The organism is Antarcticibacterium arcticum, assembly GCF_007993795.1.
In the GTDB taxonomy this organism is placed as follows: Bacteria; Bacteroidota; Bacteroidia; order Flavobacteriales; family Flavobacteriaceae; genus Gillisia; species Gillisia arctica.
In genome coordinates this window covers 1,343,051-1,357,500 of record NZ_CP042476.1, presented here as the reverse complement: position 1 = coordinate 1,357,500, position 14,450 = coordinate 1,343,051, and the positions used below count along the sequence as shown (strand labels likewise).

At 40.4% G+C, this 14,450-nt stretch carries 14 protein-coding genes; 2 read left to right on the top strand and 12 right to left on the bottom strand.

From position 1 onward, the window contains the following. The 10 genes from FK178_RS06025 to FK178_RS05980 form a co-directional block, all read right to left on the bottom strand. Nucleotides 1–495 carry an RNA polymerase sigma factor gene (locus FK178_RS06025; protein WP_146832152.1) on the bottom strand — a complete coding sequence of 165 codons (495 nt, stop codon included), beginning with the start codon at nt 493–495 and terminating at the stop codon, nt 1–3. A gap of 356 nt (nt 496–851) precedes the next feature. Next, on the bottom strand, nt 852–1,640 hold the full coding sequence (locus tag FK178_RS06020; protein WP_146832149.1) for an anti-sigma factor: 789 nt from the start codon (nt 1,638–1,640) through the stop codon (nt 852–854). Beyond that, complete coding sequence (locus tag FK178_RS06015) at nt 1,641–2,171, bottom strand: RNA polymerase sigma factor (protein ID WP_146832145.1); 531 nt, start codon at nt 2,169–2,171, stop codon at nt 1,641–1,643. A gap of 99 nt (nt 2,172–2,270) precedes the next feature. Further along, nucleotides 2,271–2,846 (bottom strand): superoxide dismutase family protein, encoded by a 576-nt coding sequence (locus tag FK178_RS06010; RefSeq protein ID WP_146832141.1) that lies wholly within the window; start codon nt 2,844–2,846, stop codon nt 2,271–2,273. 115 nt (nt 2,847–2,961) lie between these two features. Further along, complete coding sequence (locus tag FK178_RS06005; RefSeq protein ID WP_146832138.1) at nt 2,962–4,176, bottom strand: bifunctional alpha/beta hydrolase/OsmC family protein; 1,215 nt, start codon at nt 4,174–4,176, stop codon at nt 2,962–2,964. 97 nt (nt 4,177–4,273) lie between these two features. Further along, nucleotides 4,274–5,032, bottom strand: coding sequence for a 3-keto-disaccharide hydrolase (locus FK178_RS06000; protein WP_146832135.1), 759 nt, complete (start codon nt 5,030–5,032; stop codon nt 4,274–4,276). Between the two features lie 98 nt (nt 5,033–5,130). Further along, the gene (locus FK178_RS05995) at nt 5,131–6,186 is read right to left on the bottom strand and encodes a sugar phosphate isomerase/epimerase family protein (RefSeq protein WP_146832132.1); all 1,056 of its coding nucleotides are present in this window, start codon (nt 6,184–6,186) and stop codon (nt 5,131–5,133) included. A 21-nt stretch (nt 6,187–6,207) separates the two neighbouring features. Further along, nucleotides 6,208–7,347, bottom strand: a complete 1,140-nt coding sequence (locus FK178_RS05990; RefSeq protein ID WP_146832129.1) for a Gfo/Idh/MocA family protein — start codon at nt 7,345–7,347, stop codon at nt 6,208–6,210. A gap of 10 nt (nt 7,348–7,357) precedes the next feature. Further along, a complete protein-coding gene (locus FK178_RS05985; RefSeq protein WP_146832126.1) occupies nt 7,358–8,596 on the bottom strand; it encodes a nucleoside permease in 1,239 nt (412 codons plus the stop codon). Between the two features lie 18 nt (nt 8,597–8,614). After that, complete coding sequence (locus tag FK178_RS05980) at nt 8,615–9,607, bottom strand: sugar phosphate isomerase/epimerase family protein (RefSeq protein ID WP_240793904.1); 993 nt, start codon at nt 9,605–9,607, stop codon at nt 8,615–8,617. Nucleotides 9,608–9,772: 165 nt separating this feature from the next. Here FK178_RS05980 and FK178_RS05975 point away from each other — a divergent pair, with 165 nt between their 5' ends. Continuing rightward, complete coding sequence (locus FK178_RS05975; RefSeq protein ID WP_240793903.1) at nt 9,773–11,473, top strand: GMC oxidoreductase; 1,701 nt, start codon at nt 9,773–9,775, stop codon at nt 11,471–11,473. A 9-nt stretch (nt 11,474–11,482) separates the two neighbouring features. Further along, nucleotides 11,483–12,127, top strand: coding sequence for a gluconate 2-dehydrogenase subunit 3 family protein (locus FK178_RS05970; RefSeq protein WP_146832119.1), 645 nt, complete (start codon nt 11,483–11,485; stop codon nt 12,125–12,127). An 82-nt stretch (nt 12,128–12,209) separates the two neighbouring features. On the opposite strand, the gene FK178_RS05965 is transcribed toward FK178_RS05970, so the two are convergent. Then, nucleotides 12,210–13,100 (bottom strand): hypothetical protein, encoded by an 891-nt coding sequence (locus FK178_RS05965; RefSeq protein WP_146832116.1) that lies wholly within the window; start codon nt 13,098–13,100, stop codon nt 12,210–12,212. A gap of 14 nt (nt 13,101–13,114) precedes the next feature. Beyond that, complete coding sequence (locus FK178_RS05960) at nt 13,115–14,449, bottom strand: vanadium-dependent haloperoxidase (RefSeq protein ID WP_146832113.1); 1,335 nt, start codon at nt 14,447–14,449, stop codon at nt 13,115–13,117. Between the last annotated feature and the right edge of the window lies 1 nt (nt 14,450).

The window sequence follows — 14,450 nt, the reverse complement described above, 5'->3', positions numbered from 1 at the left end:
TTACGGATTTAATATGTTTTTTAATTTTGTTTTCACCCTGTTCATTTTTACCCTTGCATTCACCTCACTTATTCCCAGGGTTTCTGATATTTCCTTGTAATTCTTATCTTCCAGATATAAAAATACCAGCGCTTTTTCAATGTCATTCAGTTCTTTAACCGCGTCATATAAAAGCTTTAGCTGTTGTTCTATCTCGTGATTGTATTCGTCTATAGGCACCCTGAAATGAACTGTATCAATATCCTGGGTTTGTATGCCCCTTTTCTTTTTACGGTATAAAGTAATTGCCGTATTCAATGCTACCCGGTACATCCAGGTACTAAACTTTGCATCACCCCTGAATTTAGGGTAAGCTTTCCACAATTGTATAGTTATTTCCTGGAAGAGATCATTATGTGAAGCCTGGTCATTTGTATAAATGCGACAAATCTTGTGCACAATATTTTGATGCTTCTCTAGATGGGTTACAAACTGATGTTCTAGTTCTTTATTCACACATAACGGTTAGTGTCCTATATGTCTTTCCAATATACATAATGTTACAAACAAGCAGCAAATTTCTCTACCGGCCTATTTTAAGAGCAAATTTTTATCAAATAATTACTGCGGAAAATGTTATGATAGAAAAACCGTAAGGGAAATGAATTCGTATATATAGTAATTATGTATTTAGGCGACTTTTTAACTCATAACCAGGAACATACATAAACTGATTATTAAGTTAATGCTGTTTTTGTTATGAGGAAGGTTACTTAAAAACCATTTTTTATTTTTTGGTTGGTTAGGAAAAGGTTTGTTCTCAGGGGAACAAACCTTTTCTGTATTCCAGGTTTAATAATATTGCACCAGGCTCAGGAAGATACTACTCCCAGGGTATATAATTGCTCCATAGTTGGGCTTTCGCTTCCGCCGGCCGGTTCCAGGGTAATTCCAAAAGCTTCAGATTCATTTGAATTGGACAGGACAAAGATCTGGTTTTCATCTTCTTCAAAATTTTCCAGCAACCCAATACTCGTAGGAGTAAGTGGTTGTAGTTTTAATGACCATACCTGATACACCATTCCCCGCGGAGGCGGTGGGAGGTCCCTGGCATCTATATATGTAGTGTTGGTATTCTCATCCCAATAGGCCGTTGCAAATGCCTGTGGAGCAACTTCCTGGCCTTGTAATTCTACCCTTAAAATACTCCGGTCTCTTAAAACATTCAATAATTCGCGGGTTTTATCGGCACTTTCCCGGGCATCAACAATTTGGGATTCCATTTGGGCTTTTTCTGCCTGCAATGCCTGCAGGGATTCCCGTAATTCCCTGTTTTTGTTAAACATAAAAAACAGGCCTACCAATAACAAGATACTTGCTGCCCAGCCAATATATGAAGGAAGGTTGGAGGTTTTTGGAGGCCTTGTGAGATTATGGTTGCCTGATAATTTGGATTTTATGGAATTTATTAGAAATTCAGGATTATTTGGGGCTACCGCGGCACTTAAATTTAAAAGTGCTGCTTCAATTTCTTCAACTTCAGCTTTTACATCAGGATATTGTTTCAGGATGCGGGTAACCTCGGCGCTTTCTTCCTCCGTAAGGGCTCCGTAAACATAGAGTTCGAGTATTCCTGAATTTATATATTCGTTTATATCCATTTAATTAATTACTGTTGATCTTAATTTATCTATGCAAATCCGGTTTCGGGTCTTCACCGTTCCAAGAGGCATTTCCAGTTCTTCTGCAGTTTCTTTTTGGGTAAAGCCTTTAAAGAAGAGCAGGTCAATTAATTTTTTACAAACCGGTTCAAGGATGTCTATGTATTTTTGCAATCCTATGGCGTCTATTTTGCTCCCAATGGAACTCTTTGACTCTAATATATCTACGAAATTATCTGATGTAAGGTTTAAGCGATGGTTTCTAAAGCTTTTGGATCTAATCTTATCAATAGAAGCGTTTCTTGCAATGTTCAGGATCCAGGTGAAAAAACGGCCTTTATCCGGATTATAGGATTCTGCATTATTCCAGATCTTTAAAAAGACATCCTGCAGCAATTCTTCAGAGATCTCCTTATCCCGGGTAATGCTATGGATAATTCCATAAGTACTTTCAGAATATAATTCATAGATCCTTTCAAATGCCTTTTCATTGCCGGCCTGTAATTGTGCGATTAATTGGTCCTGTTGCATATATTTTTATATCGCATTAAATGTATTAAAATTTTGGGTGTAAAAAACAAAGCAACCCTCGGGTTGCTTTGTTTTTTTTAAATTATTTACTTAATAAAATTACTGTCTTATACTACCACATCCAACTCGGGTACCTGCATTTCCAGCCGGTTGAGATGTGAAATCATCTACTCCATCGTGGATCACAATTGCTTTACCCACTATGTTTTTGGATTCATCATCACATCCTATACACCATTCATCTGTAGTCATAGTGATAGTCCCATTTCCATTGGTGTCAACCTTAAAATTTCCTATATCACCCTTGTGATAACCTCCTGATGCACCCCATATTCCATGTTTTTCGAAGGTTGGGTTCCAGTGTCCTCCGGCAGATGATCCGTCTTCAGAAGCACAATCGGCACTTTCGTGCAGGTGAATAGCATGCATTCCTTCCGGCAAACCGTCAATAATGGCAGTCATGGTCACTTCTCCGTTTTCTTCGGTAAATACCGCGTTTCCAGACAGAGAGCTACCGCTTTTCGGCTCTATTGTGACCCGTATTTTCTTTACTTCTTCTTTGGTAGAGGTAGTGGTTTCCGTATTTTTATTATCGGTTGAATCTTTTTTGTCATTCTTACATCCTGAAATTAAAAGGCCTGCACAGAATAATAATGTTATGCTTATGTTTTTCATAATAAAAGAAGATTGGTTATTAATTTCTTGTACTAAAGTAATTGTATAATTAGGTTTCACCAAAGATTTAGGGATTGCTTAACAATAGTGAAGGGAATCTACGGCGCTTCAATGTTTATTTGGTTTTATGGCCGGTTATAATATTCACTTTATTATGGAGGGTTTTATGCACAGGACATTTATCTGCAATTTCAATTAAGCGGTTTATTTGTTCTTTTTCAAGATCTTCGGTAAATGTTATAATCCTTTCGAAGGTATCTAATTTTGCTTTGCCCTCATCACAATGTTCACAATCCAGGGCATGGGTCTTAGAATGGTTCACGTGAGTTTCTACAATTCCAACAGGCCATTTTTTTCTCCTTGCATACATTTGCAGGGTCATAGACGTACAGGCCGCAAGGGCTGCCGAGAGATAATCGTACGGGGTAGGTCCAAAATCGCTGCCCCCAAACTCTTTGGGTTCATCTGCGATCAATTGATGATTTCCTGCTTTAAGATATGTGGTGAAACCTTCCTCTTCAAGTTGAGCCACAACTTCGTGGGTTGTTTTGGGTTGTGGGGCTTCCGGTATATCAAGATATCTATACGCCCAGGTGCCTATTACTTCGCCTACATAATGGGAATCTTCTCTTTTTGATAAAAGATGATTGGCGCCATCAAGAGAAATAAAACTTTTAGGATGTCTAGCGGCTTTATAAAGTTCCTCAGCGTTTTTAATTTCCACAATATTATCCTGTGGAGAATGAAGTATTAATATGGATTTTCGAAGACCTGCTATCACCTTTTTAAGATCCTTGGTTTCCAGATCCTCTAAAAATTGTCTTTTAATTTCAAATGGCCTGCCTCCTATATTAACTATGGCCTGTCCTGTTTTATTGATTTTTTCAAGTCCCTCGCTTAACAGGTGTGTAACGTGGTCCAGCGATGAGGGTGTGCCAATGGTTGCCAGCGCTTTAACTTCGGGAAGCAATGCAGATGCAAATATGGCCGCTGCCCCTCCAAAGGAATGACCAATGATCATAGAGGGGCTTTTATATTCCCTTTTTAAAAAACCGGCAGCAGCAATAAGATCTTCCACATTTCCGGAAAAATTTGAATCGGAAAAATCCCCTTCACTTTCCCCCAGACCCGTGAAATCAAATCGCAGGACTCCAAAACCTTTTAAAGTTAGAGACTTGCTTATATTTCTTACCCGATGAAAGTTTTTGTCACAGGTAAAACAGTGGGCCATAAGAATAAAATTATGTGGCTTTTGATCCAGGGGTAATTCCAGGTATCCTGCCAATTTATTACCCTCCCCGTTCTCAAAAAATATTTTTGTATTGGTCATAATTTGTAATTTTTATGAAATTAAGGAAAAAAGCCGGTGGAATAAAAAAAGACTGCACGGGAAACGGCAGTCTTTTTTATTCCTTATAAATAATAAATTATTTATCCAGTTCTTTTATTTTAATATTTCGGTACCACACTTTATCTCCATGATCCTGTAAGGCAATATGGCCTGAGCGGTGCTTGCCAAAATGTTCCCAATCACTAAATTTTGAGTTTTTTACCAGCTTATCCCATTCCTCACCGTGAAGAGGAAACTCGGTTGTTTTAGTTCCATTAAGGGTTACGGTTCCTTTATTCTCATTATGGTCTATTCGTAAAACCAAATTATTCCATTCTCCCGCAGGTTTTGTAACATCACTGGACGGTTCAACCATATCATACAAGGCACCAGCCTGGCGAATAGGGCCATTCTGGGCATCCGGATGCGCTTTGTTGTCCAGTATCTGGATCTCTGGCCCCGTAAGATAGGGTTCATTAAATTGCTCCTCCTCCTGTACTCCCCACATGATCCCGCTATTACCCCCTTCTGAAATTTTCCACTCCAGTGTAAGTTCAAAGTTGGTATATTCTTTTTCAGTTATTATATTCTCTGTACCAGATCGCTGGCCTTCGGCAGGAGTAAAAGCAATTGCGCTGTCTTCCACCCGCCATTGGGTAACCTCATTGGAGTTGTAAGCTTTCCACCCATCAAGGTCCTGGCCGTTAAAAATGGCTGCATCCTGTTGTTGCCTGTTTTGTTGCATAGTTTCTGTCTCTGTTGGCATTATGTCATCATCTTCGCGGCTGCGTTCGTTATCCTTACAGCTTAATGTAACAACAGCAACAACCATAAATAATAAACTTGATTTTTTCATTTGTATATATTTATTGTTTGTTAAAGGTAATATGTAATTGGCATATATTAATTCTTGCTTACTTGTAATTAACCTTATGTCTTTTAACTTTGGAAATTTTAATTGATTCCCAGGATCTTTTTCAGTTTTACTTCATCTATTTCACTACCTGCAAAGTCATCGAATTTCTTTTGAGTTGCTTCTATGATATGGTTCTGAATAAACGCGGCACCTTCCCGAGCGCCCTGTTCGGGAGATTTTATACAGCATTCCCATTCCATTACTGCCCATACGTCACAACCGTATTGGGTTAATTTGGAGAAAATAGTCTTGAAATCTACCTGTCCGTCCCCGGGATGCCTGTACCTTCCTGCCCGGTCTACCCAGTCTGAGTATCCTCCAAATGTGCCCTTTTTCCCTGTGGGATTAAATTCAGCATCTTTTACGTGAAACATTTTGATATACTCATGGTAATGATCAATGTACTCTATATAATCAAGTTGTTGTAAAACAAAATGGCTTGGATCATACAGGATATTTACCCGCTTATGATGATTGGTAGCTTCAAGAAATCTTTCAAATGTTACTCCATCGTGGAGGTCTTCCCCGGGATGGACTTCATAACAAACATCTACTCCCTCTTCTTCAAAAGCGTTAAGAATAGGCATCCAGCGTTTTGCAAGTTCTTCAAAACCCATTTCAACAAGACCCTGAGGTCGCTGTGGCCAGGGATGGGCGGTATGCCATAACAGGGAACCACTAAAAGTCCCATGTACGTCCAGGCCCAGGTGCCTGCTTGCACGGGCACAGCTTTTTACCTGGGACACCGCCCAGGCTGTACGCTCTTTGGGATTATTCTTATAAGCCTCTGGCGCAAAATTATCGAACATAGTATCATATGCCGGGTGAACCGCTACAAGCTGCCCTTGTAAATGAGAAGCGAGCTCGGTGATCTCCAGGCCGTAGGATTCTATTTTGCCTTTTAATTCATCGCAGTAGGTTTTGCTTTCACCGGCTTTGTCAAGATCTATCAGGGCTTTTTCCCAGGTTGGGATCTGGATCCCTTTATAACCAAGATCTGCTGCCCATTTACACAGGCCATCCAGAGAATTAAAAGGTGGGTTGCTATCCATGAACTGGGCCAGGAATACCGCAGGTCCTTTAATTGTCTTCATAATAATTATTTTATGTGATTATTAGTCTTCAATTTCTATCCAAATATTCCCTTTCTGGTGAGACTCTACAGCTTTTTCTATAAAATTCATGCCTCGAACTCCATCCCGCATTGTAGGAAATTCCCCGGGATGATAAGGCTCATTTCTAATAGCCCGTGCTACTCCCTTGTAAATATTACCCATCGAATCGAAAATTCCCTCGGGATGCCCGGGTGGAAGTTTTGTGCCATCCAGGGACAACTTGCTGTTATAAACATGGCCTGGTTTAAGGACCCGCATAGGTTCGCCCTCCTCAAGAAGGTAAAGGTAATTTGGGTTTTCCTGTTCCCATTTAAGCCCTGCTTTTTCACCGTATATGCTTACGGTAAAATTATTTTCTTCCCCTGTGGCAATCTGGCTGGTCCTTATAACGCCTTTTACAAATTCATCAAAGCGCAGTAAAATTGTACCGTCAATATCCATACGGTTATCTTTATAAAGATAATTAAGGTCTGCCAGGATCTTCTTTATCTCCAGTCCGCTTACGTATTCGATCATGTCAAAAGCGTGCGTTCCAATATCTCCTACACAGCAGCTAATACCAGATTTTTCCGGATCCAATCTCCAGGTGTTTGCCCTTTTTTCCTCATCATGGATAATTGGGTTGATCCAACCCTGGTAATATTGCACATCTATTTTCTGGATCCTGCCAAGGACGCCATCCGCTATCATTTCACGCATTTGGCGCACCATAGGATATCCGGTATAGGTATAAGTTACGGCGAATATGGAATTGGATTTTTTTTGTGTTTCCTGCAAAATCTTTGCCTCTTCAAAGGTAGTGGTGAGGGGCTTTTCACAAATAACATGAAAATTATTTTCCAGGAGCTGCTTGGCCATAGGAAAATGGAGGAAATTTGGGGTAAGGATAGACACTACCTGAACCCTCTCATCTTCATTCATAGCCCTCTCTGAAGCTATAAAGGATTCCAGATCCTTATAGACCCTGTTTGTTTCAATACCAATTTCACGGGCAAATTTTTTACTTTCTTCAAGGTCCGGATTAAAAACACCGCCCACCAACTCAAATTGGTCAAACATTGCAGATGCCACCCTGTGAAGAATTCCAATAAGCGAATCACCACCACCACCCAGGATTGCCAATTTTATTTTTTTACTCATTTATTTAATTTTAAATGTTTTCTACTACCTTTTTGTCAAGCTTTTCATTTTTGAAGAAAATAGCAAATAATATCATTACCACAAAAGCAAATATGGCAGGAACTATCCAAATACTTTCCCAGTCATGGCTGCCGTCCGGGTTTAGGTACATATCACTTATTTGTCCTGCCACCCAAAATCCAATAAGCATCCCTACACCATAAGTGGCCAGGGTAATTAACCCCTGAGCGGCACTTTTGATCTTAGGCCCTGCTTTGGAGTCTGTATAGATTTGTCCGGCTACAAAGAAAAAGTCATAACAAATTCCATGTAAAGCTATCCCCAATACAAGCATGTAAACCAATTCGCCGGCGTTGCCATATGCAAATAGCAGGTACCGGAGTGCCCAGGCAAGCATTCCCGCGAGCAAGGTAACCTTAAAGCCAAATTTCTTAAAAAAGAAGGGCAACAATAATAGAAAGAGGACTTCAGAAACCTGGCCAATGGTCATCATCGCGGTGGGATCTGCCATTCCAACTTCAGCCAGGAATGGGTTTGCATTTTGATAATAAAAAGCCAGTGGAATACATATAAGCACTGAAGATAAAAAGAACATAAGAAAATTTCTTCCTTTTAACAATGCCAGGGCTTCCAGACCCAGAATATCCCTTAAAGTAACCTTTTCACCTTTGCTGCTTGGTGGAGTCTTTGGCAGTGTAAAACTGAAAAGCCCCAAAACAGCCGAGGCTATTGCAACCATAAGAAAAGTATATCTAAGCATACCAGCGGCAAGGGCTTCGGGAGCATCCCATGCAAATACCAGGCTAATTACCAACCCGGCAATTATCCATCCCAAAGTTCCAAATACCCGTATGCCGGAGAATTGTTTCTCGGGATCATTCATTTGATAAAATGATATTGAATTTACCAGGGCAAGAGTAGGCATGTAAATGATCATGTATCCAAGGACAAAGGGATAGAAGGTAGCAAAGTCATCACTTTGGTACATCATATATAGCAGGCCAGCCCCCACAAGGTGAAGGATACCCAGGATTCGTTCAGCATTAAAAAATCTGTCGGCTATAAGTCCTATTATAAAGGGAGCAATTATTGCCCCCCAGGATTGTGTTGAAAATGCCATGGCGGTTTGCCCCCCCGTAGCATCAAGATTATTACCAAGAAAAGTTCCCAAAGTAACAAACCAGCCTCCCCAAATAAAGAATTCGAGGAACATCATGGTAGACAATTGAAATCGTACTAAATTTTTCATTTGTGGGGTTCTATAATTTTAGTTTAATTGTTTTCCTTCTTCTGTAAGAAGTTGTTTTGTTGCAAGGATTCCCTCTTCTGCGCTTATATTTTGCCCTTCAAATTCTACCCCAATATAACCCGTATATCCGGAATCTTTTATTATTTGCAACATCCTGTTGTAATCAATAGAAGTTTCCTGCCCGTTCTCATTAAACTCATAGGATTTTGCGCTTACCGCTTTAGCATATGGCATCATTTCTTCTACTCCCTGATATTTAGGGTAGTCTTCTAAACAGGTTGCTTCCCATTGGGCACCGCCTTCACGCTTTAAACAAAAATTCCCAAAATCTGGAAGGGTTCCACAATTCTCCATATTTACGCCCTGGATCACTTCTACCAATAACGCGGCGTTTGAAGAAAGGCCCCCATGATTTTCTACCACAACATTTACATTTTTACCGGCGGCATATTCAGAGAGTTTTTTTAGACCGTCTATAGAAGCTGTTTTCCACTCTTCAGGCTTTTCACTTCCAAACAAATTTACTCTTATAGCACCCGCCCCAAGAAATTCAGCAGCATCTACCCATTTTTTATGGTTTTCTACGGCCTGGTTTCTTGCCATATCGTTAGGTGTAGCCAGATCCCCTTCGCCATCTACCATTATTAGAACATTTTCTACATTATATCTTTCGCTTCTGTTTTTAAGAGTGTCCAGAAGGTTTTGAAAAGCTTCAGGTGAATTTCCGGCTTTTTCCAACCAGGGATTATAAAGCCCACTCACATACTCAATGCCTTCAAAACCCATCTCGCTTGCCTTTTCTGCAAAATCCAGAGGGTCCATTTTTCCTTCAAAAATTGGCTTGTTCAAAGACCATTGAGCCAGGGAAAGTTTAAAAAACAGGTCTTCAGCCACATTTTCCTCAATTTGCTCACCGGCGGTTTGAGATTCATTTTTCACTTCATTTTTACAAGAAGATATTGCCGTAATCATGAAGAAAGCGAGTAGAGAAGAGGAGAGGATTTTTTTCAAAGGTTGATTCATTTTGGTTAGTTATAGGGTTAATTTAAATCCAAATATTTTTCGGTTTTTAGGAATCTTAAATGTATACTTTTTTTTAAACCTGTAAAATAATACACAATAATTGATATATTTGGGTTTGTACTTTAACCCAAATTGTTAACTAATAACCAGATTGTGAGTAAAATTTATGAAAACCACACCTATGACGCTATTGTGGTAGGTACCGGCATTAGTGGCGGTTGGGCTGCTAAAGAATTATGTGAAAAGGGTTTTAAAACTTTGGTGCTTGAAAGAGGCCGTATGGTAAAACACATTGAAGATTACCCTACTATGAATGATGATCCCTGGGATTATAAGTTCAAAGGACAAGTTCCCCGTGAGGAAGTTAAAAGACAGGAGAAACAGGCCAGGACAGGTTATACTGTGAATGAAGCCAGCAAACATTGGTTTGTAGATGATGTGAAACATCCCTATAACGAAGTGAAAAGATTTGACTGGATGAGAGGTTATCATGTGGGGGGCAGATCAATTATGTGGGGAAGACACAGTTACCGTTTAAGCGATCTAGATTTTACGGCCAACCAGAAAGAAGGTGTTGCTGTAGACTGGCCAATTCGTTATAAGGATATTGCTCCATGGTATGATTATGTTGAATCTTTTGTAGGAATAAGTGGGGAAAACCTTGGTTTAAGCCAGTTACCAGATGGTAAATTCCTGCCACCAATGGAACTGAATTGTGTGGAAGATCACCTGAAAAAGAATTTAGCTGAAAATTTTGAAGGCAGGGTTCTTACCCCGGGAAGGGTAGCACATATTACAAGTGATAAACCTTTTGAAGGCCGTGCCCCTTGCCAGTATAGAAACAGGTGTATAAGAGGTTGTCCTTATGGCGCCTATTTTAGCAGTAACTCTTCCACCTTACCCGCGGCAGAACGTACCGGAAATATGACCTTAAGGCCAAATTCTGTGGTGCATGAGGTAATGTATGATGCCAATACGAAAAGAGCTACCGGGGTAAAAATTATTGATGCTGAAACCAAGGAGACCATAGAATATAAAGCCAACGTAATCTTTCTTTGTGCCTCTGCTATTGCCTCCACCAGTATTTTAATGCAATCAAAATCTGATCGTTTTCCTAACGGAATGGGTAATGACAGTGGGGAATTGGGACATAACGTGATGGATCATCATTTCAAGGCCGGAGCATCCGGGAAATATGAAGGCTTTGAAGATATGTATTATAAAGGCCGAAAGCCAAATGGGATCTATTTACCCCGTTTCAGAAACCTGAATGGCAATGAAAACCTTGGCTTTACCCGCGGGTATGGATACCAGGGAGGAGCCAGCCGTGGCGACTGGGCCGCGAGTGTGGCAGAAGCGGGATATGGAAAAGAACTAAAAGAAGCGATTATTAAACCCGGTGGATGGAACATGGGATTAATGGGCTTTGGAGAAACGCTGCCTTATCACGAAAATAAAATGACCCTGGATTATAACAAGGTAGATGAATGGGGATTACCCACCATAACCTTTGATGCAGAATTTAAGGAGAACGAGCTTAAAATGCGTAAAGATATGGTAGAACAGGCAGTGGCTATGCTTGAAAAGGCAGGCTTTAAAGATGTGAGCGGATATGACGATATTGGAGCGCCGGGTCTGGGAATTCATGAAATGGGAACGGCCAGAATGGGACGAGACCGTAAAACTTCTGTCCTTAATGGAAACAATCAGGTTCATGATGTTCCAAATGTATATGTTACAGATGGTAGTTTTATGACCTCTGCCGCCTGCCAGAATCCATCGTTGACCTATATGGCCATGACGGCGCGGGCCGCCGACCATGCGTCAAAGAATTTCAAAAAGTCCAATGCATAAGATAGTATTATGAACAGAAGACAAGCATTAAAAAATATAGGATTGGGTGCCGGGATCATAGTTGTGGGACCTACCACACTTAGCCTGCTGCAAAGTTGTAAGAAAGATCCAAAGGTAACCTGGGAACCAATTTTCCTTTCTGCCGCAAATGGTTTCGCCTTAAAACAGATTTTGGAGGTAATTCTTCCTGCTACAGATACTCCCGGGGCTAATGAGCTGAATATAGCCAACTTTATTGATTCCTATATGGATGAAGTTGCAAGTGAAGAGCGCAGAGAAAACTTTAACCGAAGCGCCAGTGCTTTTGCCGCAGCTTTCAAAGACCAGTTTGATAAGGACCTTGAAAAAGGAGATGAAGAGGAATATCGACAGATCGTAGATAAATATTTAAGGGCTACCCCTGAAATAAGGGAAGATTACATTCGCCGCAATACAGAAACCCAGGATCCTATGGATAAGGATCCCGAAGAGAACCTTGATTTTGAAGCAGGTGCGTATTCGTACCTGACTGATGTTAGGGGAATGGGGATCTGGGCCTGGAAGACAAGTGAACAAATTGGTGAGAATGTGCTTTGGTATGATCCAATACCGGGAGAGTATATCCCTTGTGGGCCTGTTAGCGAATTAGGAAACGGGAAAGCAATGTCATTATAAAATTATAACAACTACAAATTCCAAAAGGGGCTCGAAATAGAAGCCCCTTTTTTTATGGCCGAACGTTTAGATGAACATATAATTATTTCAACGGGACATAAATATCTGCCCTCCAAAACCGGGAGTCTCCCCCCAGCTCCGGATTCTCCTGAAAAATCTCCAGAGGGGAATTATTAATTTCATATCCCGTCTTTTCAGCATAGTTATGGATCCTTATCCAGGCAAGGTGGGAATACATATAATTTCCTTTATAGATCGCGTGAATAGATTTTTTGGAAGGAAAATCCTTAAGATAAATATCATTAACCGGCATTGTTATATTTTTATTTTCCACAGGGAAACAAAACTCATAGGTGATAGTGTGTGCGCGAAGATCCCAGGAGTTAACCTGAATTCTTGGCTTCCCTGCCATTTCCAAATTGTTTAATTTTAGAAAGGCTGCCAGTTTTCCAATAGTTTGCATCATATCCCCGGCCTTTTTATTCACATCATTTTCCAATGATATACATGCACAGGTAGCAGCAGGGGATTTTTCGATCCCTACTATTTCTACCTTATACTGTTCACTATCCAATTCCAACGCTAATTTGAGCCGTTTTGCTTCCCTGGAAATTTTCTTTTGAATATCATTGCGCCCGGTGAGCATCTGGAGCCTGGAAATGAACCTGTTTTCCTGATTTACAAGCACCCTTATCCTGCTTATAGAATCATTCTTTTCTTCAAACCGCCAGCTTAAATTTAGACCTGTATCATTAATTGTTGCAGTTTGTTCCAGCCTTTTGAAAGGAATGCGCTCCTGGACTGAAGGATTTTCGAGGATTTTATAATCATATACCAGCAGTTTCTGATAGACTTCTCCGGGTAATGCAGACACATTGAAATTAATGGAATAGTCATAATTTTTTAAGCCAAAATACCATACTCCTAATAGAAAAAGCAGGAGCAAAAAAATGCGTAAAATCTTTTTTAGCATTAAACAGGAGGAAATTACAGGTTTAAGGGTTGGAGGTTCAAATCTTTAACAACAAACGCCCCAAGGCTCAATCCCTGTGTTAAACCATCCTCAATGGCGCTTCTATAATGAATTCCTCCATACAACCTGCTCAATGCGGCTTCATTAGCAGCCTGATGGAAAGATGTGAATGACCTTACCGGCAGTCCATAGGGTACTTCGGTATCATCCTCATAGGAAAAATCTTCCCCAAACAATTGGGTCAATACTGTTGCAGCCGCGCCGGAAACTACAGAATGTCCACTGGGATATTCCGGAAAAGGAGGTGTTTGCAGGACAGGGGTCCAGTTTTCGTCTACAAAACTATTAATAAGGGTTTCGGGCCTAATCAACTCTCTTTTATATTTTTCATCCCAACAGCTTATAAAAGCATCGGCGATTGCAAGAGAGGTAGCGGTATAGGCATATACAGTATTATCAAAATCCAGATTTTTCTTTTTACTCGCAATTTTGGTGATCCCCAACCAATGGCCACCAGGGGTGATTTTTTTTGTTGCGAACATTAAATGCCCCCGTTGGGTTGAGACATAAGGGTTGCAATCCCAGAACCTGGCCATTTCTAACTCTTCACTATCATCTCCCAGGGAATCAAGAGAGTGTCTTATGGAATAAACTTCCATGAGTTCCTGCCGGAATTTAGAGCTTTTATCCAGGGAAAATTCCGGTGGGGAGCCAGGCTGAAATTGAGATGCAGAGTCCAGGGAAAATGTTCTTATTTTTGCCCAATGTGGTTCAATTCCATCCATATATAGCGGGGGAGTGGGCTGCCAGCGATGAGCTTCATCTGAATAAATGGAGAATTTTGGCAATGTACGGGTTTCATTGTAATTGTCCTTATTTTTCCAATTTGCAACATGGGTCGCTACCTGTATCCCATAACTTTTTGAAACTTCAAATTCCTCCTTATTCAGTTTCTCCCAGCTGGAATAGAGACTATCACGATAGGTGAGAATTTCGTTTTCTGAAAATATAAGCTGTTTCCCCATTTCAATATGCGCGATAAGGGCTGCCAGCTGATAATTGATGGTTACAGTTGAATCGGGTTCCGGTATTGGTTCAAAATCTTTATATGTATGAGAAAAGGATCTAAGGTCATTATTTCCTTTAACCAGTACCTCATAAGCGGCTATATTGGAATAGGCATAAATTCTACTGGCCACGGGAGGAGAGAAAATGTCATGTACCATAATGTTCGTCAAACGATCCATAGCATTATGGTAATCACCGGCAGTGATTTCAATAGGGGAAACCTCCTTTTTACAGCTACCAAGGAAAATCACCACTAAAAAAACACCCAGCATTTTTTTCATT

Bases quoted from the DNA above. Each gene is read 5' to 3' on its own strand.
- FK178_RS06020 (WP_146832149.1), bottom strand. From the start codon at position 1,640: ATGGATATAAACGAATATATAAATTCAGGAATACTCGAACTCTATGTT.
- FK178_RS06015 (WP_146832145.1), bottom strand. From the start codon at position 2,171: ATGCAACAGGACCAATTAATCGCACAATTACAGGCCGGCAATGAAAAG.
- FK178_RS06010 (WP_146832141.1), bottom strand. From the start codon at position 2,846: ATGAAAAACATAAGCATAACATTATTATTCTGTGCAGGCCTTTTAATT.
- FK178_RS06005 (WP_146832138.1), bottom strand. From the start codon at position 4,176: ATGACCAATACAAAAATATTTTTTGAGAACGGGGAGGGTAATAAATTG.
- FK178_RS06000 (WP_146832135.1), bottom strand. From the start codon at position 5,032: ATGAAAAAATCAAGTTTATTATTTATGGTTGTTGCTGTTGTTACATTA.
- FK178_RS05995 (WP_146832132.1), bottom strand. From the start codon at position 6,186: ATGAAGACAATTAAAGGACCTGCGGTATTCCTGGCCCAGTTCATGGAT.
- FK178_RS05990 (WP_146832129.1), bottom strand. From the start codon at position 7,347: ATGAGTAAAAAAATAAAATTGGCAATCCTGGGTGGTGGTGGTGATTCG.
- FK178_RS05985 (WP_146832126.1), bottom strand. From the start codon at position 8,596: ATGAAAAATTTAGTACGATTTCAATTGTCTACCATGATGTTCCTCGAA.
- FK178_RS05970 (WP_146832119.1), top strand. From the start codon at position 11,483: ATGAACAGAAGACAAGCATTAAAAAATATAGGATTGGGTGCCGGGATC.
- FK178_RS05965 (WP_146832116.1), bottom strand. From the start codon at position 13,100: ATGCTAAAAAAGATTTTACGCATTTTTTTGCTCCTGCTTTTTCTATTA.
- FK178_RS05960 (WP_146832113.1), bottom strand. From the start codon at position 14,449: ATGAAAAAAATGCTGGGTGTTTTTTTAGTGGTGATTTTCCTTGGTAGC.